Raw genomic sequence first — 25,857 nt, 5'->3', positions numbered from 1 at the left:
GCACATTGTGCTGTGTCATTAGATACAAAAAATCCCCCTAAAAATGCAATCACATTCGTAGGGGGATTTTTAAACAACTGAAAATTTATCTAAGCAGAAAACTACTTATCTTTCGGCTTTTCGTTGTACATTTCTTCGATTTCGTCTTGATACTTATCGCTGATAACTTTACGACGCAATTTTTGAGTTGGTGTCAGTTCACCATCATCCATAGAAAATGCTTTTGGTAGCAGTTTGAATTTCTTCACTTGCTCAAACTTAGCCAGTTCTTGCTGTAGGTCATTCACACGCTTTTCTAGCATCTCGACGATTTGGTGATGCTTAACAAGCTCAACGCGATCGTGATACTTGATATTAAGCTCTTTGGCGTACTCTTCTAGCGAGTCATAACAAGGAACAATCAGCGCAGAAACGAATTTGCGTGTATCAGCGATAACAGCAATCTGTTCGATAAAGTGATCTTTACCAATCGCACCTTCAACCACTTGCGGGGCAATATACTTACCACCAGAAGTTTTCATCAGCTCTTTGATACGATCAGTAATGAACAGGTTACCATTTTCATCAAAATGACCCGCATCACCGGTTTTCAAGAAACCGTGCTCATCGAATGTCTTAGCTGTCTCTTCTGGCATCTTGTAGTAGCCACGCATCACCATTGGACCGCGAACAAGAATCTCGTCCTTAGCACCAATTTTTACTTCTGCGCCCGGCATCGACATACCAATCGAATCAGGGTTAAAACAGCGATCATCCCAACAAGATACTGTTGCCGTGGTTTCTGTCATGCCGTAGCCAAGTTTTACGTTGATGCCGATAGCATGGAAGAAACGACCAATCATCTCATCAAGCTTCGCGCCACCACATGGCATGAAGTTGATGTTACCGCCGAGTAGAGCGCGCAGTTTAGATAGCACAAGCTTATCAGCTAGCGCATGGCTCTTCTTCAGCATCAACGATGGAGTACGACCTTCTTGGTGACAAACTGAAAGCTTTGCTCCCATGTTCACCGCCCAAGTAAATAGCACTTTACGAATAAATGGTGCTTTAGATACCTTCTCGTGAATCGCAGAGAAAATCTTCTCGTAGAAACGTGGAACCGCACACATTACGGTTGGCTTCACGTCGCTCAGCGCGTCACGCACCTGCATGGTATCTTGCAAGTAACAGTTGGTTGCGCCTTTATAGAGAACGTAGAACGTCCACGCACGCTCAAATACGTGTGATAACGGTAAGAAACACAATGAGACATCGTCTTTGCTTAAACTTAGACGCTCATCGTGGCCTTCTAATTGATAGCCAATATTGGTGTAATCAAGCATTACGCCTTTCGGCTGGCCAGTAGTACCAGAGGTATAGATAAGAGTCAGTAAGTCGTCCATGCTTGCATCTGCAAGACGAGCATCAAGTTCAGCTTGCTGAGCTTCAACACCGCGCGCCATGAAATCAGCCCAAGATACCGCAAAGCTATGGCCTTGAAGATCGATATCATCAGACATCGCGACAACCACTTCTAGCTGTTCACACTCTTCGAATAGGCTCACCGCCGCGTCAAATTGAACTTGCTCACCAACGAATAAGATCTTCACATCCGCATTTTGGATGATGTAAGACGACTGTGCTGCTGTGTTGGTTGGATAAATCGGCACAGTCACAAGACGAGCTTGTAAAGATGCAAAATCTGCCACGGTCCATTGAGGCATATTATTTGAATAGATACCGATCTTATCTTGAACTCTCAGTCCCTGAGCCAATAGTGCTAATGAAAGCGTATCGATTTGTTGTCCAAACTGTTCCCAGCTAATGCCTTGCCATACATTGTCTACTTTGTGCTTCAAAGCTGTACGGTTGCCGCCTTGGGCAATTTGGTCACGAAGTCTTTTTACGATATGAAAATCTAAATTGGCCATCTCTTTACCTTTAGGCTTACACCTGTAAGCTTTTTTGAGCGCACAAGTGTACCTCTGATCATGGAAAAGGCAACTGATGAAACTCAAAGTTATAAGTAATAGTACGTCTAACGCTTAGTTTTCTACCTACTAAAATAGCGCGCATAAAAAAGCCCTAAGCCAGACTCCCAGCTTAGGGCTTATAAATCATAGAGTTTAGTGCTTAGTTAAGCGCCACTACTTCGCCACAGATCATCATTAACTGATCTCGTAACCAAATGTGTCCTTTATCCTTTTCACTTGATTCGTGCCAGCTTAGGAAGCCAGAAATCGCCGCATTATCGAATGGGAAATCTAGAATCTGAAGCTGCTCTTTGTTTGCTGCATGTTCTACCATCCAACGAGGAGCAATTGTTACTAGTTCAGACTGGCCTACAACGTAAAGAACGTTGCTCAAGCTCGTACCTTCGTAGAAAGGCGTGCAATCTAGGTCACGGTAAGCTTGCTCAGAGAAGCTACGTTGACCGTGGATACGAGACAATTTCGCGTGCTTTTCGTTAAGCAGCTCTGCCGCTGTTACTTCACCGTTAATGCGTGGGTGAGAAGCAGAAGCGACAACAACCAACTCATCTTGGAAGATTTCAGTGCTTGAGAAACCTTGCTCATCAAAGCGAGCGTAATCGATCACGAAGTCGATTTCTTGGTAGCGCATACGCTCAGAAAGCTGACGATCGAACTCAGCGTCCATGTGCAGTTTAACGCTTGGTGCTTGCTCGTTAATTGTCGACATAATCTTAGGTGCAAAACGCATGTCACAAGGGCTGCAAATCGCAAGTTTGAACAGGCGAGAAGACGACTCTGGAGAGAACACAGAACTTGGTAGTTCGTTGCGTACTAACTGTAGCGCTTGGCGGATAGGACCAAACAACTGACGAGCACGTTGAGTCGGTTGAATACCACGACCTTGGCGCATGAATAGTTCGTCGTTAAACATCACTTTTAGACGAGCAACAGCGTTACTTACAGCAGGCTGAGACATACCCAGATTGTGAGCTGCACGTGTAATGTTTTGCTCTTGCATAACTGCATCAAATACAGTCAAAAGATTTAAGTCGACTCCACGAAGTGTGCTTTCCATTCTGTAGCTTGCAATAGCACTCATTGCGTCTTTCTTATCTAACATTCAAGTTGCCTCTTGTCGGTTCGACAGCGTTAAATTGGTAATGGTATGAGAATAGATAACCACTAATTCTTATATTTATCAGACCGATGTTTTTCGGATTGACATTACTATTAACCAATGCATCTCGAGCTACCAACAAGATTGATAAAGAATAATTTTATTTTACCTTAATGATTAAACAACATCTAAAAATCAATTATTTATAGAGTTATAAAAAAACATAAAATGCGTCACTTATGAGTTTAATTTCGACTTATTTAGCTGTTCTATCGTTTGGTTACATTTGTTACAATTTATTGAACTCGTGAATTGTTCAACCGGTCAATTCAGAAATAGCACTTATGAGTTAGGTGAGCGATGCATAACTTGGAAAGTCGACCTTGTCCCAAAGTTGCTTTCTTAAATCATCTTGATTAGACCAATTCCCCGCTAATACCCACTCAACGAGTGCACTTGCCACGTCTGGATAGGTGACCACTTCAGCCTGTTTTTCACTGAGCCAAGTACGCAAGATAGCCGCATCTAAAAAGCTCATGGTTTGAGCTAATCCAAGAGCCTCTAGCGTCGCCACATTGCTCTGTTGTTCGAACTGCCCTTCGAGTGGTTTGAGAAGCAATTTCTTCCCCAAAGTGAGGGCTTCAGATGGCAATTCAAAGCCGCCATTTGCGACCACTCCAGAGCACTGATTGAGGTCGAATTGGAAGCCAGTATGACTGAGTGGTTTGAACTCAATATTTTCGACTCGGCTGTGCTCAATAACATCCGGGTGGTAACAGACAAAGTTGTGCGAAATGAACTTCATCAGCAGCTCTGAGATCGACTCAAGATCCTCAAATGGCAAATAGACCAACGTAAAGTCTTGTGTTGTTTTGGTTTGTTGATCACCAACCAGCGTGTGAACGATAGGCGGTAATATAGGCTGTTCAAAGTGATACCAGTGCAAGCCAATAGAGTGCTCGGTTGGGGCGAAATGTTGAATCACTGAATGTTCAATCCAGTTGCCCCCTTCTTTGGGTACATCATAACGAAACGCATTCTGGTGGCTTATCCCAATGCATGGCACACCTTGTCTCTTAGCCGCCCATGCAGTGACAGGCTCAAAATCATTAATCACTAAGTCATAAGCCGTAAGATCGATCTGGTTAATCTCACGGAGAAATCGCCAGATGTTGTTCTTCATGAATGTTTTGCCGTATTTAACCTGCCCCTGCTCGCTGTAAAAAGTTAAGCCGCTGCGGGTCTGATAGTTGCCAAACGCTTCCATCGAAAAGTATTTGCTCTCATCTCGCCCAGAGAACAGAAAATCGACATCAATATTTTGCTGACGAAAAGCGACGGCCATTGCTCTCGCTCGAGCGATGTGCCCATTTCCTGTGCCTTGTACGCCATATAAAATTTTCATGCATGTTCCTTTAAATTTACCACTTAAGCTCGGCAGTGGTTGCCAACAAAATAATTACAGGATGAAGCTGATAGCTAGGCTGGTACAAGCGATGCCCAAGGCTGCGCCAATCAGTACGTCCGTTAAAAAGTGCACACCGAGCAGGATTCGAGAGCCTGCAATCGCAGTTGCCCACACCAAGCTAAAGAGGTACAAGCTCGGATAGAAATGCCCGATTAGGGTCGCCATAACAAAAGCAGCAGCGGAATGCCCTGAAGGCAGACTGTATTTATCGGATGGCACAATATGAGAGTGAAGTAGTGAAGAGAATTCAGCTGGTCGACGGCGCTTGAGGGTATTTTTAGCAAACCAGTAAATAGGCAGTTCGATTGCGAAGGCGGTTAAGCCCACCAAAAGAAAGTCTCGACCGGTGTTGCTATCGACCAGCAGTGCAATCAAGGCAATCAAAACATAAAGGTGTCCATCTCCAGTATGAGACACCGCCTTACTGAGTGTCGCCTGTTGTCCGCTATAACGGCTCTTTAAACAGAAAACAGAAAATGCCACATCCCAGCGGACAATAGGTTCGATAGTACGCATACAATCTCCTTAACAATCCTTATTCAGTTAAGGCTCAAGTTATGCTCCTGAAATGACAGTTAAGTGACGTTTTGAATGAACTAAAATGAATTTTGAGGCGAATTGACCGCTTTCGCTAAGCAAGCTGATGAGGCCTAGAAACTGTCGATAAAAATAAAGCGACCCAAGGCCGCTTTATTCTTCTATGTTTTTACTTCTTTATATAAGCAAGCAAACGCTACTTCTATCGTGTTAATGGTTATAGCGTTCGCTAATGATAATAGCGCTAAAGGCTATAGCACTAAAAGTTATAGCGCTAATGGCTCGTGCTTTTTCACCAAACCGAAATCCGCCAATATCGCGTAGGCCGCTGGGATCATAAACAATACTAATAAGGTCGAGGCAAATATGCCGAATACGATCGAAATAACCAGTGGCTGGATAACCTGAGCCTGTAAGCTGGTTTCCGTCAACAGCGGTAGCAAACCTGCCGCAGTCGTCATTGAGGTCAAGAATACCGCTCGGAAACGCTCGCGACTGGCTTTCACCACCGAGTCATGCACGCTATCTCCCTCATCGACATGGTGACGAATGTACTGCACCAACAAGATGGAATCATTAACCACAATACCGGCAAGCGACACAAAGCCCATCATGCTTGGCATACTCAAAGAATGGCCAAGTATCCAGTGACCAACGACCACCCCAATAAAAGCGAGTGGAATCGCTAACATCACGACCACAGGCTCTAAATAGCTTCTGAACTGATAGCTAAGAATCGCAAACACGCCGAATAAGCCGAGCAAGAATCCTTTGCCCATCGAAGCGCCAGTCTTGGCTGCATCCTTGGCCTCCCCTTCGAAATCAAAGCGTAAACCCGGGTACTTCTGAATAAGTTTGGCGGCTTCATCTTTTTGGAACTGAGCCAAAATCGCGGATGAACTCGCTTTCTTATTATCAATATCACCAAAGATACTGATGGTTCTCAACCCATCGATACGTTGGATTCGCACATAGTTACGCTGAAAATCTAACGTTGCCAATGTTGCTAATGGAATCTGACTGCCGTCTGCAGTGATGATTGGGAAGTTAGCCAGCTGCTGTAAATCACCCGCTTGTTCTTTATCAAGACGAACTTCAATCGAGATATTCTCAACACCGATTTGAATCTCATCCGCTGTCTGACCAAAGAAAGCCGCACGTAATTGGGAAGCGATCATCTGTCCATTCACATTGTAGGTCTCAGCGCCCGGACGCAGCTTCACCAAAATCTCTTCTTTACCCATACGCATGTCATCCAGCACGCCGTGCACGCCATCAAACTGATTAAGGTATTCCTGAATATCCAAAGAAGCCGATTTCAATGCGCTCAGGTCATCATGCTTAGCACGAATCTCAATCGCACGGCCGCCCGGTCCCATGGTCGGTTGCTTGAAAACTAACGAGATAGGATCAGCCAAGTCACCGATGTCTTCTCGCCATGCATCAATAAAATCATCGATAACCGTGTTACGGCTCTCAGCTCCGCGTAAGTCTAAGCGCACGGTAGCTAAGTGCGGACCAGATTCGTTGGCATCTGCGTTGGCATTAAATTGGCTAGTAATGTGCTCAACCAAGGTGTTGCCTTCTTCGACCTCTTCGCTCCACTGCGCATTTAAACGCTCGGCTGATGCTACAATCTTATCGACCACTATCTCGGTTTGAGACAGTGACGCCCCCGGCGGAAGAATGATACGCGCCTCGGCAATATCACCATCAAGCTCAGGGAAAGGTTGGAACTTAACAACGCCACCAGCAATCAAGGCTACCGAAAGCAACAGCAGGGTCAGCACTCCGCCCATAAAGGCGTAGCGGAATGTCACCACTTTCTCAACCATGTTCATCAAAGTGGTATTACGAAAGTTCTCAAACTTCTCTAACAACACAACTTTGAAGCGCAGCGCTGGCTTGTCATTCTTTTCTTTGTGTAATGAATGAGACAAGTGATTAGGCAGAATCAGGAAGGCTTCAATCAAGCTCAACGACAGCACCAAAATCAATACTTGAGGAACAGCCTTAAGCACCGCGCCCATCTCTCCATCGAGGAACAACAAGCTACCGAAAATACACACCGTAGTTAAGAAAGAAGATAAGACCCCGGGAAGCACTTTCTTAACGCCGTTGTACACCGCATCATCAACGTTTTGCCCCCGGTCTAAATGGGACGCTATCGATTCGGCAATCACGATGGCGTCATCCATCATGATACCAATCGCCATCAACAGTCCGACCAGCGACATAATGTTAATCGATAAACCTAAGTTCGCCATTAAGAATAAACCACCAAGGAAGGCAACCGGTAAGCCAGCCGCAACCCAGAATGAATAGCGTAAGCTGAAGAACAGCCACATGGTGGCAAATACCAGCACAATACCTTGCCAGCCATTGCGAACCATCATAGTAAGGCGATCCCAAAGTACCGACGAGAGATCGTTGGTCATTTGTAGTGTCACGCCATCAGGAGCAATAGCGCTTTGATCTTCAACGAATCGCGTCACGTTCTCTTTGATTCGTAACGCATCATCTTCTTTATTCTTACTGATTTTCAACAGAGCCGATGGCTTGCCATCAAACAACACCTTCTGTTCATCAAGCTCAAAGCGGTCGGTTATTTTTGCAATGTCCCTCAAACGGATCACAGAGCCATTGGGCGCAGATCCAACCACGATACTTTCCAGCTCAACAGGTGTAATTCGTCTTTCATCAAAACGAATCAGAAAATTCTTGTCTGGTGTTTCAACGTTACCGCTTGGCAGTTTTACATTCTGACGGCCAATCTGGTCTGCGATATCACCGACACTCAAACCCAGCTGGCGAATCGCTTGAGTATCCAGTTCAACGCGGTATTGATGATCAGAGAAGCCGCTAACATCGACCAGTGAAACATCATAATCAAGCTTCATGATACGCTTGAGGTCTTCAGCGTAGGCCTTAAGCTCCGGCCACGATGTTTCTGCTGTGATGGCGATATCAACAACCGGTTCATTCCAATCCAGCTCTTGAACAACAGGTGATTCAATCTCAGTCGGGAAGTCATTGATAGAGTTGATTTGAGTTTGTACATCCACCAGCATTCGGCCGATATCCGCTTTCTCATTCAACTTCAGAATTAGACGTGCGCTACCTTCGATGGCTTCACACTGAGTCTCTTCAATGTTAGCTAGGCCATCGACGGCATCTTCCATTCGTACACACAAGCTTTCTTCCACTTCTTGTGGTGATGCACCGGGATAAACGATGGCAGCCATAATATAAGGCGGATCATAAGCGGGGAAGGTTTCACGCTTGATGGTTGATAACGAGCTTATACCCATGATCAATAACCCAAGCATCAACAAGTTTGCAGCTGTTGGGTGCCTAGAAAAGAACTTGATCATGACGCACTCTCCTGAGTATCAGATTCAAGCTTAACCTCTGTAGAGTTCGACTCTTTCAGTAACATGCCTTCGATGGCTGGCAGGACGTCATTAAGAACCAATTTATCTCCCGTTTGTAGCTCGCCACTCACAATCACTTGGTTATCTCTGCGATAAAGCACTTCAACATTCACTACTTGCAAGCGCTGATTGTCATCCATCAGGTAAACCTTGTCACCGTGCAATGCTCGCTCTGGAACCACCCAACTTAGATTGGCGACACCTTCAATCTCAGCTTTTACAAACATGCCGTTGACCAAAGGGGTCGCATTGCTTGGCTGCAGTTGTGAATAGTCTTGAGCGATCTCAAGAATAATTCCGGCTGTCGCTTGGTTTTCATCAACCGTCTCACTGATTCTTGCCACCTTCGCAGGCCAACTCAGTTTCAGGTTGCCGCTGTTAAGTTGAATCGTCGCTTTGATTGGCACTTCATAAGGATTAGGGATCCCTGCTGCATCGCGAGGGAATTGATTAAAGCTCGAGGCTAAAGTTTGCATATCGTGAATAGAAAGTTGCGCCTCCACTTCCATGACATTAATTCCGTGAGCAACAAACATCTCTTGCTGAAGGTTAACCACTTGGTTTTGTTCGATATCAACTTGAGCAATTCTCATCGCTCTTGGCAAAATGATGGTGGTCTTATCGAGAGAGCGCTGCGCCTCTTTTACCTTAGACACGTTGACCTTAATCACCGCTTCCGCAACACGCTTTTCATCTGGCATCAACGCGATTTGGTTCGCGATATCTAATACCAACTTCTGCTGAGACAATGCGCTTTGTTGTTGCAGGTCGACATCCGATTGAGAGGTGAGCCCTTTCTTACGCAGATCCTGTTTACGTTGTAGCTCTTTATTGCTGATCACCAAACGATTCTTTTCGATCTTAAGAGTCTGATTAAGGTTGTCTTCTTCTTGATTCAATTTCGCTAATGAGGTTTGGCTTGATTTTAGATCCGCCTCTGCTTGTATCAGTTTCAATTCGTAATCCAATGGATCAACCTTGAGCACGACCGTTCCTGCAGGGATCACCTGGCCTTTTTCAAGATCTGGATGTCGATACACGATCTGTCCTGTCACCTCAGCAATCGCTTTCCATTCAACTTTAGGCACTACTTTGCCAAAGCCGACCGCTAACGGCGCTATCAGTTGTTGTTCTAGGCTCACAGTATCAACTAAGCGAGCCCTATCACCCGCAGGTTTGGTTGGAAGATCCGGCTTCAAGTTAATCGCGGCGACAAGGCCAATAACACCAACCGCAAGTGCTGGAAAGAAGAGTAGTTTTTTATTTATTTTCATTATCTTTGGTCCTGCACGGAAGAAGGGCTCGGTGCGTTAATAAAGCCTTCAGTCATCAATTGAATGTTGTGTTCGATTAAACGATTAAGAAATTCTTCATTAATCTCAATCCCATGAATTGCCAATAAAGGCGGCGGAGCGATGAAAGGAAACACCATCAAGCTTACATACGAAATACGGCACAATTTTGGATCCATGTTCTGTTTTAAGATGCCTTGTTCAACCAACTTTTCAAAAATGACATCTTGGGCTGGCTTTGCAACATCGAGGAAAACCTTTTCGAGCAACTCTCTTTGCACTTCAGAGGGAGGCATATTCATCACTTGGGCTATCAAGCGAGGAAACTTCGGCACCTTGACCATCTCTTTGTAGTAAGTCCTCATTAAATCAAGAAAGTTCTCATGACTGCTTTCTTCAACCAACCTCTGCATCTGCAATTGCATCGGTCGTAGCGTTTCACGCAGCATCGCTTCAAACAGCCCAGCCTTACTACCAAAGTAATAGCGGATCATCGCTATATTCACACCCGCACGCTCAGCAATCAGGCGCGTCGAGACCTTGTCGTATGCTTGAACGACAAACAGATCACGAGCATGCTCAATCAATAACTGTCGAACATCTAAGTTTTTTTGAGGTCGCCCCGCTTTTCGTGCCGTCATGGCAAAAATCCATCTCTATAATTAATCATCTGATTAATTATAGAGATAAACAGGTGTAACAGTAGAAGATTAATTACTCACTATTTAATCAAGTGATTAATTAATTTGGTCACGCTTGTGATTTTTTTGGTGAATCGTTCCATCAAAAAGATTTACTACAAAGTTTTAACCTACACATAAGCCAAACGATAAACTAACCGCCCAGTACAAAACACTCAATCAGCTGATAACACCAGCAAACAACACGCAAGCAGCACAAACCAAAAAAAAACACCGCCAAAGCACGCTGATATTGGATTTTCTTGTTTGACGCTCAGAATAAATTGCGGTAAATATGGTGTTAACAGTTTATTTACGGATATTTGTGTAATGATTTTTTCTTCTTCTCGACTGCTGAAACTTCTCCTTATCGTGAACCAATCGCGCGGGTAAGTTGTGGGTCAAGAACTACACAAATATTAAAACCCGCGCTGAGCGGGTTTTTTTGTAACTGGCACTTTTAAAAGAACATCATTCTTAATAATAATTTGGATAGCAATCGATTCATTATCGATATAAGGAAGCACCCATGAACGATCAAGTGATAATTTTTGACACGACCTTACGTGATGGCGAGCAAGCGTTGGCTGCAAGCTTAACGGTAAAAGAGAAATTACAGATCGCTTATGCACTTGAACGACTGGGTGTAGATGTTATTGAAGCGGGCTTTCCGGTGTCATCACCAGGCGACTTTGAGTCAGTACAAACCATCGCAAAAAATATTAAAGACAGCCGAATCTGTGCACTTTCTCGTGCTGTAGCGAAGGATATCGATGCCGCTGCAGAAGCGTTAAAAGTCGCTGAGCAGTTCCGTATTCACACCTTCATTTCTACATCAACGGTTCACGTGCAAGATAAATTACGCCGTAGCTACGACGATGTTGTCGATATGGCAGTAAAAGCGGTAAAGCATGCGCGCAACTACACAGACGATGTTGAGTTCTCTTGTGAAGATGCAGGTCGTACGCCTATCGATAACCTATGTCGTATGGTTGAAGCGGCAATCAACGCGGGCGCGAAAACCATCAACATTCCAGACACAGTGGGCTACACAGTACCTAACGAGTTTGGTGGCATTATCAAAACGCTATTTGATCGCGTTCCAAACATCGACCAAGCAATCATCTCTGTTCACTGTCACGATGACTTGGGTATGTCGGTTGCTAACTCAATTGCTGCGGTACAAGCCGGTGCTCGTCAAGTTGAAGGTACTATTAACGGTATCGGTGAGCGTGCGGGCAACTGTTCTTTAGAAGAAATCGCAATGATCATCAAAACTCGCCAAGAGTTACTAGGTGTTCATACTGGTTTGGATCATCAAGAGATTCACCGTACCAGTAAGTTGGTTAGCCAGCTTTGCCACATGCCAATTCAAGACAACAAAGCAATCGTCGGTGCTAACGCATTCAGCCACTCTTCAGGTATCCACCAAGACGGCATGCTTAAGAACAAGAACACTTACGAGATCATGACTCCTGAGTCTATTGGCTTGAAAAACAAAGCATTGAACCTAACCAGCCGCAGTGGTCGTGCAGCCGTTAAGAGCCACATGGACGCAATGGGCTACAAAGACAATGAGTACAACCTAGATTCATTGTACGAAGACTTTTTGAAACTGGCTGACCGTAAAGGCCAAGTATTCGATTACGACCTAGAAGCACTAATGCACTTCGCAAATCTACGTGACGAAGATGACTTCTATAAACTTAACTACCTAAGCGTACAATCTGGTAGTGTTATGTCTACCACCAGCATCAAGCTGCAATGTGGTGATGAAGAGAAATGCGAAGCGGCTGTCGGTAACGGCCCGGTTGATGCTTTATACCAATGTATCTACCGCTTAACGGGTTACGAAATTGCATTGGATAAATTCGACCTTACCGCGAAAGGTGAAGGCGAAGATGGCTTAGGCCAAGCTGATATTATTGCGAACTACAAAGGCCGCAAGTACCACGGTACAGGCGTTTCAACGGATATCGTTGAGGCCTCTGGTCAGGCGCTACTGCACGTTATTAATAGCATTCAACGCGCAGACACCATTGCTGAAATGAAACAGCAAAGAATCGCAACAGTTTAAACACCCAATAACAGAGCCCTAGAGCCGATGTTATTGGCTTTAGGGACAAAATTTAAAACGAGCTAAATAGCTCAGTAACAAAGAATTAAAGGATTAACATGACTGATAAATCATACAAAATTGCCGTACTACCTGGTGATGGCATTGGCCCAGAAGTAATGCAACAAGCGCATAAAGTGCTAGACGCGATCGAAAAGAAGCACGCGATTAGCTTTTCTCGCGAAGAGTATGATGTTGGTGGTATTGCAATTGATAACCACGGCTGTCCACTTCCAGAAGCAACAGTCACTGGCTGTGAAGAATCTGACGCAGTACTTTTTGGTTCTGTTGGCGGTCCTAAATGGGAACACCTTCCACCGAACGACCAACCAGAGCGTGGTGCCCTACTTCCTCTACGTAAACACTTCCAACTGTTCTGTAACCTACGTCCAGCTCAAATCCATAAAGGTCTAGAGTCTTTCTCTCCTTTACGTGCTGACATCTCAGGTAACGGTTTCGACATCGTGGTAGTCCGTGAGCTAACAGGCGGTATCTACTTCGGCCAACCTAAAGGCCGTGAAGGCGAAGGCGCAACTGAAAAAGCTTTTGATACAGAGGTTTACCACCGCTACGAAATCGAACGTATTGCAAAGATTGCTTTTGAATCTGCACGCCTACGTAACAAAAATGTTTACTCAATCGATAAAGCGAACGTTCTACAGAGCTCTATCCTATGGCGTGAAGTCGTTGAAGAGATCGCAAAAGATTACCCAGATGTAACGCTAAACCACATGTACATCGACAACGCGACCATGCAGCTAATCAAAGACCCATCTCAGTTTGACGTAATGCTATGTTCAAACATCTTTGGTGACATCATCTCTGATGAGTGCGCAATGATCACTGGCTCTATGGGTATGCTTCCTTCTGCAAGTTTAAATGAAAGCAACTTCGGCCTATACGAACCAGCAGGTGGCAGCGCACCAGATATCGCAGGTAAGAACATCGCAAACCCAGTCGCGCAAATCCTTTCTGCAGCCCTAATGCTTCGTTACAGCCTAGGCGAAGAAGCGGCAGCACAAGACATCGAAGCAGCGGTTTCTAAAGCACTTTCTGCAGGCGAGCTAACGGCAGACCTTGCTGGCAAAAACCAAGCGCTGACTACCTCTGAAATGGGTGACAAGATCGCTGAGTACATCTTAGCTTCATAAGCTAAAGGCTCCGATTAGAAGCAAGTACATAAGAATAATATCAAGCCAAGTCAGCGTAAACCGCATGACTTGGCTCGAAACAAACACTGGGACTGATGCTCCCAAGGAAGAAAAGCTATGTCGACAAACCAGCACGCAAAAACCTTATACGAAAAAGTTTATGACGCTCACGTTGCGGTTGCAGCGAAGGGCGAAACACCAATTCTTTATATCGATCGTCACTTAGTTCACGAAGTAACGTCACCTCAAGCATTTGATGGCTTGCGTGAGAAAGGCCGCAAAGTTCGCCAAGTTGGCAAGACTTTCGCGACCATGGATCACAACGTATCGACACAAACTAAAGACATCAACGCTTCTGGTGAGATGGCTCGTATCCAAATGGAAACGCTATCGAAGAACTGTGAAGAGTTTGGTGTCACGCTTTACGATCTAAACCACAAATACCAAGGTATTGTGCACGTAATGGGTCCTGAGCTAGGTATTACGCTACCGGGCATGACCATCGTATGTGGTGACTCGCACACGGCTACACACGGTGCATTTGGTTCACTAGCATTTGGTATCGGTACTTCAGAAGTGGAACACGTTCTAGCTACGCAAACGCTAAAACAAGCTCGCGCTAAAACCATGAAGATCGAAGTAAAAGGCAAGGTTACTCCTGGCATCACTGCAAAAGACATCGTGCTAGCGATCATCGGTAAAACAACGGCTGCTGGCGGTACTGGCTACGTAGTTGAATTCTGTGGTGAGGCAATTACCGACCTTACGATGGAAGGTCGTATGACAGTATGTAACATGGCAATCGAGCTTGGCGCTAAAGCAGGCTTAATCGCTCCAGATGCAACGACATACGAGTACATCAAAGGTCGTAAGTTCTCTCCAGAAGGCGAAGACCTAGAAGCAGCAATCGAATACTGGGATACGTTAAAAACCGATGCTGATGCAGAATTCGATGCAGTTGTTACATTAGAAGCGGCAGACATCAAACCACAAGTCACTTGGGGTACCAACCCAGGTCAGGTTATCTCAGTAGACACACCAATCCCTGCACCAGAAAGCTTCGCAGACCCTGTAGAAAAAGCATCAGCTGAAAAAGCGCTGGCTTACATGGGTCTTGAAGCCGGTAAATCTCTATCTGATTACAACGTAGATAAAGTGTTCGTGGGTTCTTGTACTAACTCTCGTATCGAAGATATGCGCGCAGCCGCTGCGGTAGCGAAAGGCCGCCAAGTAGCGAAACATGTTCAAGCATTGATCGTTCCGGGCTCAGAGCAAGTTAAAGCACAAGCAGAAGCTGAAGGTTTAGATGTAATCTTTAAAGAAGCAGGCTTTGAATGGCGTTTACCGGGTTGCTCTATGTGTCTTGCGATGAACAACGACCGTCTAGGTCCACAAGAGCGCTGTGCTTCTACATCAAACCGTAACTTTGAAGGTCGCCAAGGCCGTGATGGTCGTACGCACCTAGTTAGCCCAGCAATGGCAGCCGCAGCGGCTATCGCTGGTCACTTTGTCGATATTCGTGAACTTTAATTAGAGGATTTAACATGTCAGGTTTTCAACAACACACCGGATTAGTCGTTCCTCTAGATACGGCCAACATCGATACTGATGCGATCATTCCAAAGCAGTTTCTACAGAAAGTAAACCGCATCGGTTTTGGTAAGCACTTGTTCCACGATTGGCGCTTCCTAGACGATGCAGGCCAACAGACAAACCCTGATTTTGTAATGAACGAAGCTCGCTACCAAGGCGCTTCAATTCTTTTAGCTCGTGAAAACTTCGGTTGTGGTTCATCTCGTGAACACGCACCGTGGGCGCTTGCCGATTACGGTATCCAAGTAATGATCGCACCAAGCTTTGCCGACATTTTCTACGGTAACTCGATCAACAACCAAATGGTGCCAGTTCGATTGACTGAGCAAGAAGTGGATGAGCTATTCCAATTCGTTGAAGCGAATGAAGGTGCAGAAATTACGGTTGATCTAGAAGCAATGAAAGTCAGCGCGAACGGCAAAGAGTACTCGTTTGAAATTGATGAGTTCCGTCGTCACTGCTTACTGAATGGCCTAGATAACATCGGCCTAACACTTCAACACGCCGATAAGATTTCAGAGTTTGAAGCTAAGATTCCTAGCTTCCTAAAATAATGAGACGTTTCTGAATAAATCTAAAGGTTGGCCAAGTGCCAACCTTTTTTATTTGGCTAAGCTTTTAACTTAACTTCATATGTTTATTTAAATGAAGAGCAATGAAAGAAAATGGTAAGCCTTAAGGTCTTAGTAGTCAGTCATCAGGAGAATGCCATGAAACAACTACTTTTTATTGTCAGCCTACTTTTCTCAACCTTAGCTTGGTCTGCGCCTAAATCCGATCTTTGGCCATACTGGAAGCAAAGCGACGAAACCAACCTAGAACAGGTATCTCATCAAGATTGGCAGCAATTCCTCGATAGCTACTTGGTTAAACAGGGGCAAAATACGTTAGTTAGCTATAAAGCGGTGAACACTGCCGATAAGACCAAACTTAAGCAATACATCAAGCAACTCGAACAGGTGAATCCGCTCAACTATTCAAAAGCGGAGCAGTATGCCTACTGGGTTAATCTATATAACGCCGTGACTGTCGATTTGATTCTTGATGCCTACCCGATCAAATCCATAACTAAACTTGGCGGACTATTTAGTTTCGGTCCGTGGGGAGATGATGTGGTAGTCGTTAATGGGAAATCACTGACACTCAATGACATTGAACACCGAATCCTAAGACCAATTTGGCAAGATCCTCGCACGCATTATGCAGTGAACTGTGCCAGCCTAGGTTGCCCTAACTTACAACCTGACGCTTTTACCTCTAAAAATACTGAAGCCTTGCTAGAGCAAGCTGCAACTGAGTTTGTAAGCAGTGACAAAGGCGTGATGGTTACAAACAATAAGCTTCAACTATCATCGATTTACGAATGGTTTGCTGTGGATTTTGGTACGAAGAAACAGCTTATTCAGCACTTAGAACAATATCGAATTGAAGCAGTAACCAATACTCAAAACATCAGTTATGAATACGATTGGTCGCTCAACCAAGCAAACTAGCTCTAAGGCTAAAGTTGATCACTAAAGTAAAAAAGAGGCGAGAGGTTTTTATTAACCTCTAGCCTCTTCTCAATTCTTTGACCGTATTTCTACAATTAAAAGCTTGAGCCCGGTTGCTGCAAGAACTCAATCTCTTCGGGAGTCGAAGCTCGCCCTAACACCTCATTACGGTGCGGATAGCGACCAAATCGCTCAATGATAACCTTGTGCTTAAACTCAAAGTCCAGATTATGCTCTAATCCCGTTTGAGAAAAGAGTTCCACGGCTTGTTCATGGACTAACAAAGATTCACTGTGCATATAAGGCATATACAGGAAGCTTTTCTGTTGCTCGTTAAGCTGGTGATCAAAACCACCCGCTACCGCCTCTTGGGCTAGAGCCAACGCCATCGGATCAGCAGAAAATGCTGTCGGACTTTTTCTACCAATATTTCGAGAAAACTGATCAAGTACGATAATCTCAGCCAATCGTCCTTGCGCAGTTTGGCGCCACTCAAATAGCTCGCCTTGAATGGCTGCTTTATGCAATTCAGAAAATCGAGACTCTATCAAAGTGTCAATCTCGGCGCCGCCAGTAAACCAATCTTTAGGCGTCAACTCATCGAACCAAAACTCTAGAACATCCTGATACGTTACCGTCATATAATTCCCTTTAATAAAAAACCGAGTAACTTTGTTATTACTCGGTTTAGTGTTCAATTACTTAAAACCTTTTACTTTCTTTATCAGGTCATAAGCATTCTGAATTTCTTGCGATTTCTCTTTCGCAACATTCATCATCTCAGGCGGTAAGCCCTTCGCCATCAGTTTATCTGGGTGATGTTCATTCATCAGCTTGCGGTAGGCTTTCTTCACCTCTTTACCGTCAGCACTTTCACTCACACCAAGAACCTTATATGCGTCGCCAAGTTGGTTCTGTTGCGAAGCCTGTTGCCAACCTGATGATTGCCCATGCCCCTGATGGCCACCAAAGCTTCCACCTTGCTGTTGGAAACGGAACGCAGCTTCTTGCATCTGCAAGCGGCGTTCTAGTTGTGCTGCCGAAAACCCAAGCCCTTGCGCTATTTTATGCAGAACTTGACGTTCACTCGGGTGCAAACTTCCATCCGCAAATGCGGCAGATACCTGAAGCTCTAGAAAGAACTGCAGAAGATCAAAACGACCACCCGATGAGATTTTAACTCGCTCAAGTACGTCGTTCAGAGGGAAGTCGCTCTCTTTGCCGTCACGGAATGCATCTTGCGCTGCTTTACGCTGTTCGCCATGCAGGTTCATACGCTCCATCATGGTAGAAGCGAGTTGAATCTCTTCTGGCGTTACCTGCCCTTTCGCTTTAGCAACGTGCCCCATAACCGCAAAAGCGGATTTAAAAAACTCGTTCTGTCTTTCTGCTTGGCTTGGACCTCGACCAAAACCAGAGCTATTGAAGCCTGATTGGTTCAATCCGCGAGCTTTATCGAATTGGTGTCCTAAAAACAGACCAAAAACTAAACCGAGTGGCCCTCCAAATAAAAAGCCAAAAAACGCGCCCAAAATTTTGCCAAATATTTGCATTATGTGTTCTCTATCTATGAATTTTATCTGAGTAATGCTGTCTGATGATGCTGAATGCTATTATTTCCTTTATCATAAGGAAAATGCTTTATTAATTGGATTGATACTAGATCAACCCTTCATCTAGTGACACAGGATAGTTCAACTTCATGCAATCTTTTTCCCGCACCTTGTTAGCCGCGTCTATAAGTACGGCGTTATACGTGTCGACAACTCAAGCTAAAACAATCACCGATAGTAGTGTGCAGGAAATGCCCTCTATAGATCAATGCTTGATCGAGCCCGCTGCAGAAAACGAGACACAGCTACCCGCTCATGTTGAGTCAGATCGCTTAGAAGCTATCAATGGTGACAAGGCAATATACTCAGGTGACGTAGTCGTTACGCAAGGGAACAAGACCATCCTTGCAGATAACGTAACCCTGCACCAACAAGAAAATATCGTTGTAGCTGAAGGCAACGTAAACTTTAGTGATGGTCAAATCAAATCTATCTCAGACAGAGCGACCAATAATCTGACTACAGATGAAATGACGCTTGAGAACACCGATTACGAATTCCTTTGCGAGCCCGGTCGCGGAGATGCTGTTTATATAGCAAAAACAGGTAAAGCGGTTTATGAGATTGAAGATGGCTCCATTACCTCTTGCCCTATCGGCGATAATGCTTGGCGTCTAAGAGCATCGAGCATCAGTGTCGACCAAGACGAAGAACAAGCCACTTTTTATAATCCACGTTTTGAAATCCAAAGTGTTCCCGTCTTTTACTTACCTTACTTAACAGTACCGGTGGGTGATACACGTAAAACCGGTTTCTTGTACCCAACAGTTTCGTATGGTTCAAGCGATGGTTTTGAAGCTGAAATTCCTGTTTATTGGAACTTAGCACCAGACTACGATTTGGAAACTACCTTCAAGTACATGCAAGAGCGTGGCACTCAACTCAACAGTAAATTCAGATATTTAAGCGATTTTGGTTCCGGTAGTATCGAGTCTGAATATTTACCAGACGATCAAAAGTACACTGATCTAGGCGATCGTTGGGGTTTCCAACTAGAACATTCAGGAATATTCCAACAATCTTGGTTATTCGAAATTGATTACTCTAAAGTCAGTGATATTGACTACTTTTCGGACATGAGCTCAAATATCGGTAACCGTGAAGATGGACAACTGCTTCAAGAAGGGCAAGCAACATACCGTTCTCAAAATTGGGATGCGTCTGTACTTGTTCGAGACTTCCAAGTTCTTACCACCAGCAATAACTTGCCTTATCGTCTAATGCCACAACTCGAGTATAACTACTATGCTCCAGAGGTAATGGATTACCTAGATTTTGACTTAATCAGTCATATATCAATGTTCGATACCGACGCATCAGGCAAACCATCAGCCACTCGTGTTCACGTTGAACCTGGTATTACAATCCCAGTAGGTAACACTTGGGGCACTTGGACAACCGAAGCACGATTACTTGGTACATACTACCAACAGGATCTTGATGGCGTTGATACAACAAGTGACGAGTACAAAGATTTAGAAGAATCGGTAAGTCGAGTTATCCCTGAATTTAGAAGCCACGCTGGTATTGTTCTGGAGCGAGATACCACGATTGTAGGTAACTATACTCAAACCTTGGAGCCTCAAGTCCAGTACCTGTATGTTCCTGAAGAGGATCAAAGCGATATTGGTCTTTATGATACTACGCTGTTACAAACCGATTACTACGGCCTATTTAGAAGCCGTAAATACAGTGGTGTAGACCGCATTGCGTCAGCAAATCAAATTAGCTATGGCGCATCATCTCGCTTTTTTGATGATGAGTACCGAGAGCGCTTAAACATATCTTTTGGTCAAATTTTCTATTTTGATAAAGATACAAAACAGACTTTAGACAACGACGACTCTAATAAGAAAACTAATTATTCGTCTTGGGCTATTGAAATGGATTTCAACTACGATGATTACCTTTTCTACCATGGCGGTGTGCAATACGACATTGATTCATCTTCGATGCAACTTGCTAACAGTACCATTGAGTACCGTTTTGCCGGCGGCTATATACAAACCAACTACCGCTATGTAACAGAAGAGTACATAAATGAAACTGTAGATTTTGACGTATCATCCATAACTAGAGATGGTATCTCACAAGCAGGCTTACTTGGTGCTTACCAGATTTCGCGGAAGTGGAATGCCAGTGCTCAATATTTCTATGATTTAACCACACAAGAAAATCTAGAATGGTTGGCTCGCTTGAACTATAAATCGGATTGTTGGTATATCGGATTTACGTATAGTAACCAGCTGACAAATAACATTAGTGATCCAAATGTCACGCCTGAATATGAAAATAACTTTGGTGTGAATTTCGGTATTATCGGCTTTGGTACTAACTTAGGCTCTGATTCAGGCGCTGTTGGGGATAGCAGTTCTGATAACTCATTGAGCTACGGTCGCCCATTCTTCTTAAACAACTAATTTTCTTTACTGATAAGAAATCAGTAAATTTAAAGGATTACACATGACATTGTGGAAACGCACATTAATTGCTATTACAGCGACTTGTACTTTATCAACAAGCTTTGCAGCACCGGTTGAGCTAGACAGCGTAAAAGTTATCGTTAACGAAGGCGTTATCTTACAAAGCGACATCGATGCTTCGATGAAGACACTGCGTGCCAACGCAAAAAAAAGCGGTCAAACACTGCCATCGCAAGATGTGCTCAATGAGCAAGTACTAGAAAAACTGATCATCGATACTATTCAAACTCAAGAAGCAGAACGTATCGGTGTTCGTATTGATGATGCTCGACTTGATCAAGCAATTGAAGGTATCGCTAAAGACAACAACCAAACGGTAGAACAACTTACCGCATCGGTTGCTGAAGAAGGCCTTAGCTACAATGCATTTCGAGAGCAAGTAAGAAAAGAGATTGCAGCAAGTGAAGCTCGTAACGCCTTAGTTCGTCGCCGTATCAATATTCTTCCTGCGGAAGTTGATAACCTAGCAGATATCTTAGCGCAAGAGACTAACGCGACCGTTCAATATAAAATTGGCCACATTCAACTGCGCTTTAATGATGACCAAACCAAAGAAGAGTTAGAAGCTCAAGCTACTGAACTGGTTGAAGAACTGAACTCAGGCAAAGATTTCAGCACCATGGCATATACTTACTCTAAGGGTCCTAAAGCGCTGCAAGGTGGTGATTGGGGTTGGATGCGTAAAGAAGAGATGCCAACCATTTTTGCTGACCAGATCAAAATGCAAAATAAAGGCAGCATCATCGGTCCTTTCCGTAGCGGTGTAGGTTTCCACATTCTAAAAATTGAAGATGTGAAAGGCTTAGAAACCGTAGCAGTAACGGAAGTGAATGCTCGTCATATCTTGATTAAGCCAACCGTAATCTTGAGTGACGATGGCGCGAAAGAACAACTTGAAAAGATCACGCGCCGCGTAAACGCAGGTGAAGCGAGCTTTGGCGACCTTGCACAGCAATACAGCCAAGATCCAGGTTCTGCAGTACAAGATGGTGAGCTAGGCTACCAAACACCAGATTTGTATGTACCAGAATTCAAACACCAAGTAGAAACGCTACCAGAAGGCAAAATCAGTGCGCCATTCAAAACCGTACACGGTTGGCACATTGTTGAAGTACTAGACCGTCGCGAAGTCGACCGTACCGATTCAGCTTTGAAAAACAAAGCTTACCAAATTCTATTTAACCGTAAATTCAACGAAGAAGCTGGTGCTTGGCTACAAGAAGTAAGAGCAAGTGCCTTTGTTGAGATGGTTGAGGACGACCAAGATGACAACAACTAAACGTATTGTCATAACCGCAGGTGAACCAGCAGGGATAGGCCCAGATTTAACTTTGGCTCTATCTCAAGAAAGTTGGCCTCATCAACTCGTGGTTTGTGCTGATAAAACACTGCTATCCGAGCGAGCTAAAATTCTTGGTATCGAAGTCGATCTTCTGGACTACGATGCAAATGCAGCTAAGCAACCGCAACGCGCTGGCACACTGGTAGTGAAACACGTTCCACTTGCTAAAACGGCAGTTGCAGGTCAACTCAATGAGGCTAATGGTCATTACGTATTAAATACTTTAGAAACCGCAGCAATTGGCTGTATGAATGATGAATTTGATGCTATTGTCACCGGCCCCGTTCACAAGGGTGTAATTAACCGAGCTGGCGTTGCTTTTAGCGGCCATACCGAGTTCTTTGCAGAGAAGTCCAATACACCACTGGTGGTGATGATGTTGGCAACTGAAGGGCTGCGTGTTGCGCTAGTAACAACGCACATCCCACTAGCTTATGTATCTCAAGCTGTGACCGAAGACAGATTAGAGCAAATTATTGCTATTCTAAATAAAGACTTGGTTGAAAAATTTGCTATTGAGAAACCAACTATCTATGTGTGTGGCTTGAATCCACATGCTGGTGAAGATGGTTGTTTAGGGCGTGAAGAGATTGAAACTATCACCCCGACGCTAGAAAAAATTCGCCAAAAAGATGGCATCAATTTAGTTGGCCCATTGCCAGCAGACACCATCTTTAATGAAAAATATTTGCAAGATGCAGATGCTGTTTTAGGTATGTATCACGACCAAGTACTCCCGGTATTGAAATACAAAGGGTTTGGTCGCTCAGTGAACATCACGCTTGGCTTACCGTTTATTCGCACATCAGTCGACCACGGTACCGCCTTAGACTTGGCAGGGAAAGGCCAAGCCGATACAGGGAGCTTTAGAACAGCGCTCACGCACGCCATTGAATTAGTAGAGAAAAAGCAATGAGAAATGATGTCCACTTAGGGCACAAAGCGCGTAAACGTTTTGGTCAAAACTTCCTTAACGATCCATACATTATTGATGGCATCGTATCGAGTATTAACCCACTACCAGGTCAAAACTTGGTAGAGATCGGTCCTGGTCTAGGCGCAATTACTGAGCCTGTGGGTAAGCTTGTCGATAAATTTACTGTTATCGAATTGGATAGAGACCTTGCAGAACGTCTTCGTAACCATCCAGATCTTGCGGACAAGCTAACGATCCGTGAAGGCGATGCGATGAAGTTCGATTTCCAAGAACTGGTTAAGCCAAACAATAAGCTACGCATCTTTGGTAACTTGCCATATAACATCTCTACACCATTGATGTTCCACCTTTTTGAATTCCATAAAGACGTGCAAGACATGCACTTTATGCTTCAAAAAGAAGTGGTTAACCGTCTAGCTGCTGGCCCTGGCAGTAAAGCTTACGGTCGTCTTACTGTAATGGCTCAATACTACTGTAAAGTAACGCCTGTGTTAGAAGTTCCACCAACGGCCTTCGTTCCGCCACCGAAAGTAGACTCAGCAGTCGTGCGTCTACAGCCATACGAAGTGCTGCCTTATCCGGCAAAAGATCTGAAATGGCTAGATCGCGTATGTCGTGAAGGCTTTAACCAACGTCGTAAAACAGTTCGTAACTGCTACAAGAGCTTAATCGATAAGGAAGTGCTTGAAGAGCTAGGTATCAACCCAAGCATGCGTCCTGAGAACTTAACGCTCGAGCAGTTTGTCGACATGGCAAACTGGTTGTACGACAGTCATAACGCTGACAAATAAATAAAAAAGGCTCCTACACTTCGGTTAGGAGCCTTTTTTATGTAATACTTTAATTACATTAAGTATATCAACAACAAAAGGTGCGAATATGGATATATCTACGCCTTGTATCAAATGCCAGGTTCACTCTAAGTACATAGAAGAACAATCTGAGCCAACGAAGAATCGTTATGTCTTCGCCTACATTATTACCATCAAAAATCTAAGTAAAACAACGGTGCAACTTATGTCTCGCCGCTGGTTAATTACCGACTCTAACGGCAAGCAGCTCACCATTGAGGGTGATGGTGTAGTTGGCCAACAACCCGTGATTGAAGCCAACGACGAGTACACCTACACAAGTGGTACGGTCATCGAAACCCCTGTTGGCGTTATGCAAGGTCACTATGTGATGACCGATAACAAGGGCATTGATTTTATTACCGAAGTTGACCCATTCAGACTCGCAATCCCTAATATTCTTAATTAGCCGTACATCCGTATCTACAGGAAATTATTGTGTCGAATTACATTGTCGGAGACATCCAAGGGTGCTTCGACGAACTTCAAGGACTACTTGAAAAAATTAACTTTGATAAACACCAAGATACTTTATGGGTCGCCGGAGACTTAGTTGCTCGAGGCCCTAAATCATTGGAGACGTTACGCTTTATTCGTAACCTTGGTGACGCAGCTAAGGTTGTATTAGGCAACCACGACTTACATCTTCTGGCGGTGTCCTTAGGACTATTTCCAGCGAAACCAAAAGATAAGACTCAAGCGATTCTTGATGCTGAAGATCGTGAACTGCTAATCGAATGGTTAAGACAACAGCCTTTGCTTCAAGAACACCCAGAGTTCGTGATGTGCCATGCGGGTATCTCACCGCAGTGGAATCTAGAAAGAGCACGTGTTGAAAATCGAGAGATCGTATCCTTGTTAAAGTCCGATAAATGGCAATGGCTAATCGAAAACATGTACAGCAACGCGCCTGATTTATGGCATCAGGATTTACATGATATTGAGCGCTATCGCTATGCGATCAATAGCCTGACAAGAATGCGTTTCTGTTTTGAAGATGGCCGTCTCGACATGGCATGTAAGCTACCACCGAATGAGATTACCGATGAACCATTAGTGCCATGGTTTGACCTTCCGCAACGCATAAAGCTCGATAAAACCGTTGTTTTTGGACACTGGGCTGCGCTTGAAGGCTATAACGGAAAAGACGTAATTGGACTTGATACTGGATGCGTCTGGGGAGGTGAATTGACAATTCTTCGCTGGGAAGATAAACAGTTTTTCACTCAGAAAGCGCTATAAAGATACGAGAAACTTGCGCTACCTTGGTAGGGTAACGCAAGCATTTTTCAGAGACTAGCTATTGATAACCACAGTTAACGCTCGAGAATCACAAACTCCATGTTGTGTTTGTTTTTCTCGTCAGCTTGATAGCTCTCTTTAAAGCTCTGCTTCCAACCTTCACCCCAGTCAGGAAATTGTGTATCTCCATCGACGGCGAAATCGATGTAAGTCAGATACAACTTGTCCGCTTTAGGTAAGCAGCTCTCATAAATAGAGCCGCCACCAATGATCATCACCTCTTCAACATCACTGAGTAGCTCTAGAGCCTGTTCAATAGAAGTTACCGTCGTTACACCTTCAATCTTTAAACTCTCATCACGGCTGATTACGACATTCAACCGACCCGGCAAAGGGCGTCCAATAGAATCGTAGGTCTTACGTCCCATCACGACTGGTTTACCCATAGTCGAGCGTTTAAACCATGCAAAATCCGCAGGTAAATGCCAAGGCATCTGATTGTCTTTACCAATTATACGGTTGTTTGCCATTGCCGCTATCATGCTGATGATCATAA

The 25,857-nt window shown here is 44.4% G+C and carries 21 protein-coding genes; 11 read left to right on the top strand and 10 right to left on the bottom strand.

The genetic code is table 11. The annotated features are described in order from the left end of the window. Positions 1–101: 101 nt before the first annotated feature. The 7 genes from AB4384_RS11900 to AB4384_RS11870 all read right to left on the bottom strand — a co-directional run bounded on the left by AB4384_RS11900 (position 102) and on the right by AB4384_RS11870 (position 10,441). Positions 102–1,910 carry a long-chain fatty acid--CoA ligase gene (locus AB4384_RS11900; RefSeq protein ID WP_372129603.1) on the bottom strand — a complete coding sequence of 603 codons (1,809 nt, stop codon included), beginning with the start codon at positions 1,908–1,910 and terminating at the stop codon, positions 102–104. Positions 1,911–2,112: 202 nt separating this feature from the next. After that, positions 2,113–3,072: a transcriptional regulator LeuO gene (leuO, locus tag AB4384_RS11895; protein ID WP_137001755.1), complete on the bottom strand. Its 960-nt coding sequence runs from the start codon at positions 3,070–3,072 to the stop codon at positions 2,113–2,115. A gap of 346 nt (positions 3,073–3,418) precedes the next feature. After that, a complete protein-coding gene (locus tag AB4384_RS11890; RefSeq protein WP_372129602.1) occupies positions 3,419–4,474 on the bottom strand; it encodes an MJ1255/VC2487 family glycosyltransferase in 1,056 nt (351 codons plus the stop codon). Between the two features lie 54 nt (positions 4,475–4,528). Beyond that, a complete protein-coding gene (locus AB4384_RS11885; RefSeq protein WP_136982218.1) occupies positions 4,529–5,053 on the bottom strand; it encodes a phosphatase PAP2 family protein in 525 nt (174 codons plus the stop codon). 287 nt (positions 5,054–5,340) lie between these two features. Next, positions 5,341–8,448 carry an efflux RND transporter permease subunit gene (locus AB4384_RS11880; RefSeq protein WP_372129601.1) on the bottom strand — a complete coding sequence of 1,036 codons (3,108 nt, stop codon included), beginning with the start codon at positions 8,446–8,448 and terminating at the stop codon, positions 5,341–5,343. Next, entirely contained in the window at positions 8,445–9,782 is a 1,338-nt protein-coding gene (locus tag AB4384_RS11875) for an efflux RND transporter periplasmic adaptor subunit (protein ID WP_372129600.1), read from the bottom strand. The genes AB4384_RS11880 and AB4384_RS11875 overlap by 4 nt, the downstream gene beginning before the upstream one ends. Then, entirely contained in the window at positions 9,782–10,441 is a 660-nt protein-coding gene (locus AB4384_RS11870) for a TetR/AcrR family transcriptional regulator (protein WP_372101346.1), read from the bottom strand. Before AB4384_RS11870 ends, AB4384_RS11875 begins: the two co-directional genes overlap by 1 nt. Positions 10,442–11,009: 568 nt before the next feature. Here AB4384_RS11870 and leuA point away from each other — a divergent pair. The 5 genes from leuA (at position 11,010) to AB4384_RS11845 (ending at position 16,833) form a co-directional block, all read left to right on the top strand. Further along, a complete protein-coding gene (gene leuA, locus AB4384_RS11865) occupies positions 11,010–12,557 on the top strand; it encodes a 2-isopropylmalate synthase (RefSeq protein ID WP_017066940.1) in 1,548 nt (515 codons plus the stop codon). A 98-nt stretch (positions 12,558–12,655) separates the two neighbouring features. Continuing rightward, entirely contained in the window at positions 12,656–13,747 is a 1,092-nt protein-coding gene (leuB, locus tag AB4384_RS11860) for a 3-isopropylmalate dehydrogenase (RefSeq protein ID WP_017061390.1), read from the top strand. A gap of 117 nt (positions 13,748–13,864) precedes the next feature. Continuing rightward, complete coding sequence (gene leuC, locus AB4384_RS11855) at positions 13,865–15,277, top strand: 3-isopropylmalate dehydratase large subunit (protein ID WP_372073167.1); 1,413 nt, start codon at positions 13,865–13,867, stop codon at positions 15,275–15,277. A 14-nt stretch (positions 15,278–15,291) separates the two neighbouring features. After that, on the top strand, positions 15,292–15,894 hold the full coding sequence (gene leuD, locus AB4384_RS11850) for a 3-isopropylmalate dehydratase small subunit (protein ID WP_372129599.1): 603 nt from the start codon (positions 15,292–15,294) through the stop codon (positions 15,892–15,894). Between the two features lie 156 nt (positions 15,895–16,050). Further along, positions 16,051–16,833 carry a DUF547 domain-containing protein gene (locus tag AB4384_RS11845; protein WP_017061387.1) on the top strand — a complete coding sequence of 261 codons (783 nt, stop codon included), beginning with the start codon at positions 16,051–16,053 and terminating at the stop codon, positions 16,831–16,833. A gap of 95 nt (positions 16,834–16,928) precedes the next feature. On the opposite strand, the gene AB4384_RS11840 is transcribed toward AB4384_RS11845, so the two are convergent. Then, complete coding sequence (locus AB4384_RS11840; protein ID WP_017061386.1) at positions 16,929–17,474, bottom strand: DUF924 family protein; 546 nt, start codon at positions 17,472–17,474, stop codon at positions 16,929–16,931. Positions 17,475–17,531: 57 nt separating this feature from the next. Further along, positions 17,532–18,386, bottom strand: coding sequence for a co-chaperone DjlA (gene djlA, locus AB4384_RS11835; RefSeq protein ID WP_017061385.1), 855 nt, complete (start codon positions 18,384–18,386; stop codon positions 17,532–17,534). A 149-nt stretch (positions 18,387–18,535) separates the two neighbouring features. Here djlA and lptD point away from each other — a divergent pair, with 149 nt between their 5' ends. The 6 genes from lptD to AB4384_RS11805 all read left to right on the top strand — a co-directional run bounded on the left by lptD (position 18,536) and on the right by AB4384_RS11805 (position 25,301). Then, the gene (gene lptD / locus AB4384_RS11830) at positions 18,536–20,866 is read left to right on the top strand and encodes an LPS assembly protein LptD (protein ID WP_372129598.1); all 2,331 of its coding nucleotides are present in this window, start codon (positions 18,536–18,538) and stop codon (positions 20,864–20,866) included. A gap of 43 nt (positions 20,867–20,909) precedes the next feature. After that, positions 20,910–22,208: a peptidylprolyl isomerase SurA gene (gene surA, locus AB4384_RS11825; protein WP_372129597.1), complete on the top strand. Its 1,299-nt coding sequence runs from the start codon at positions 20,910–20,912 to the stop codon at positions 22,206–22,208. Further along, positions 22,195–23,187: a 4-hydroxythreonine-4-phosphate dehydrogenase PdxA gene (pdxA, locus tag AB4384_RS11820; protein ID WP_017061382.1), complete on the top strand. Its 993-nt coding sequence runs from the start codon at positions 22,195–22,197 to the stop codon at positions 23,185–23,187. The genes surA and pdxA overlap by 14 nt, the downstream gene beginning before the upstream one ends. Next, positions 23,184–23,999 carry a 16S rRNA (adenine(1518)-N(6)/adenine(1519)-N(6))-dimethyltransferase RsmA gene (rsmA, locus tag AB4384_RS11815; protein ID WP_017062942.1) on the top strand — a complete coding sequence of 272 codons (816 nt, stop codon included), beginning with the start codon at positions 23,184–23,186 and terminating at the stop codon, positions 23,997–23,999. Before pdxA ends, rsmA begins: the two co-directional genes overlap by 4 nt. An 88-nt stretch (positions 24,000–24,087) precedes the next feature. Beyond that, on the top strand, positions 24,088–24,468 hold the full coding sequence (apaG, locus tag AB4384_RS11810) for a Co2+/Mg2+ efflux protein ApaG (protein ID WP_004735899.1): 381 nt from the start codon (positions 24,088–24,090) through the stop codon (positions 24,466–24,468). 29 nt (positions 24,469–24,497) lie between these two features. Further along, positions 24,498–25,301, top strand: coding sequence for a symmetrical bis(5'-nucleosyl)-tetraphosphatase (locus AB4384_RS11805; RefSeq protein WP_017062943.1), 804 nt, complete (start codon positions 24,498–24,500; stop codon positions 25,299–25,301). Positions 25,302–25,375: 74 nt separating this feature from the next. Here AB4384_RS11805 and folA read toward each other — a convergent pair whose 3' ends face one another. After that, positions 25,376–25,855 carry a type 3 dihydrofolate reductase gene (gene folA, locus AB4384_RS11800; RefSeq protein WP_137001747.1) on the bottom strand — a complete coding sequence of 160 codons (480 nt, stop codon included), beginning with the start codon at positions 25,853–25,855 and terminating at the stop codon, positions 25,376–25,378. Positions 25,856–25,857 lie beyond the last annotated feature (2 nt).

Origin of the sequence: Vibrio sp. 10N.261.51.A4, from assembly GCF_041471945.1 — a bacterium.
In the GTDB taxonomy this organism is placed as follows: domain Bacteria; phylum Pseudomonadota; class Gammaproteobacteria; order Enterobacterales; family Vibrionaceae; genus Vibrio; species Vibrio crassostreae_C.
This window is presented reverse-complemented; position numbering and strand designations above follow the sequence as displayed.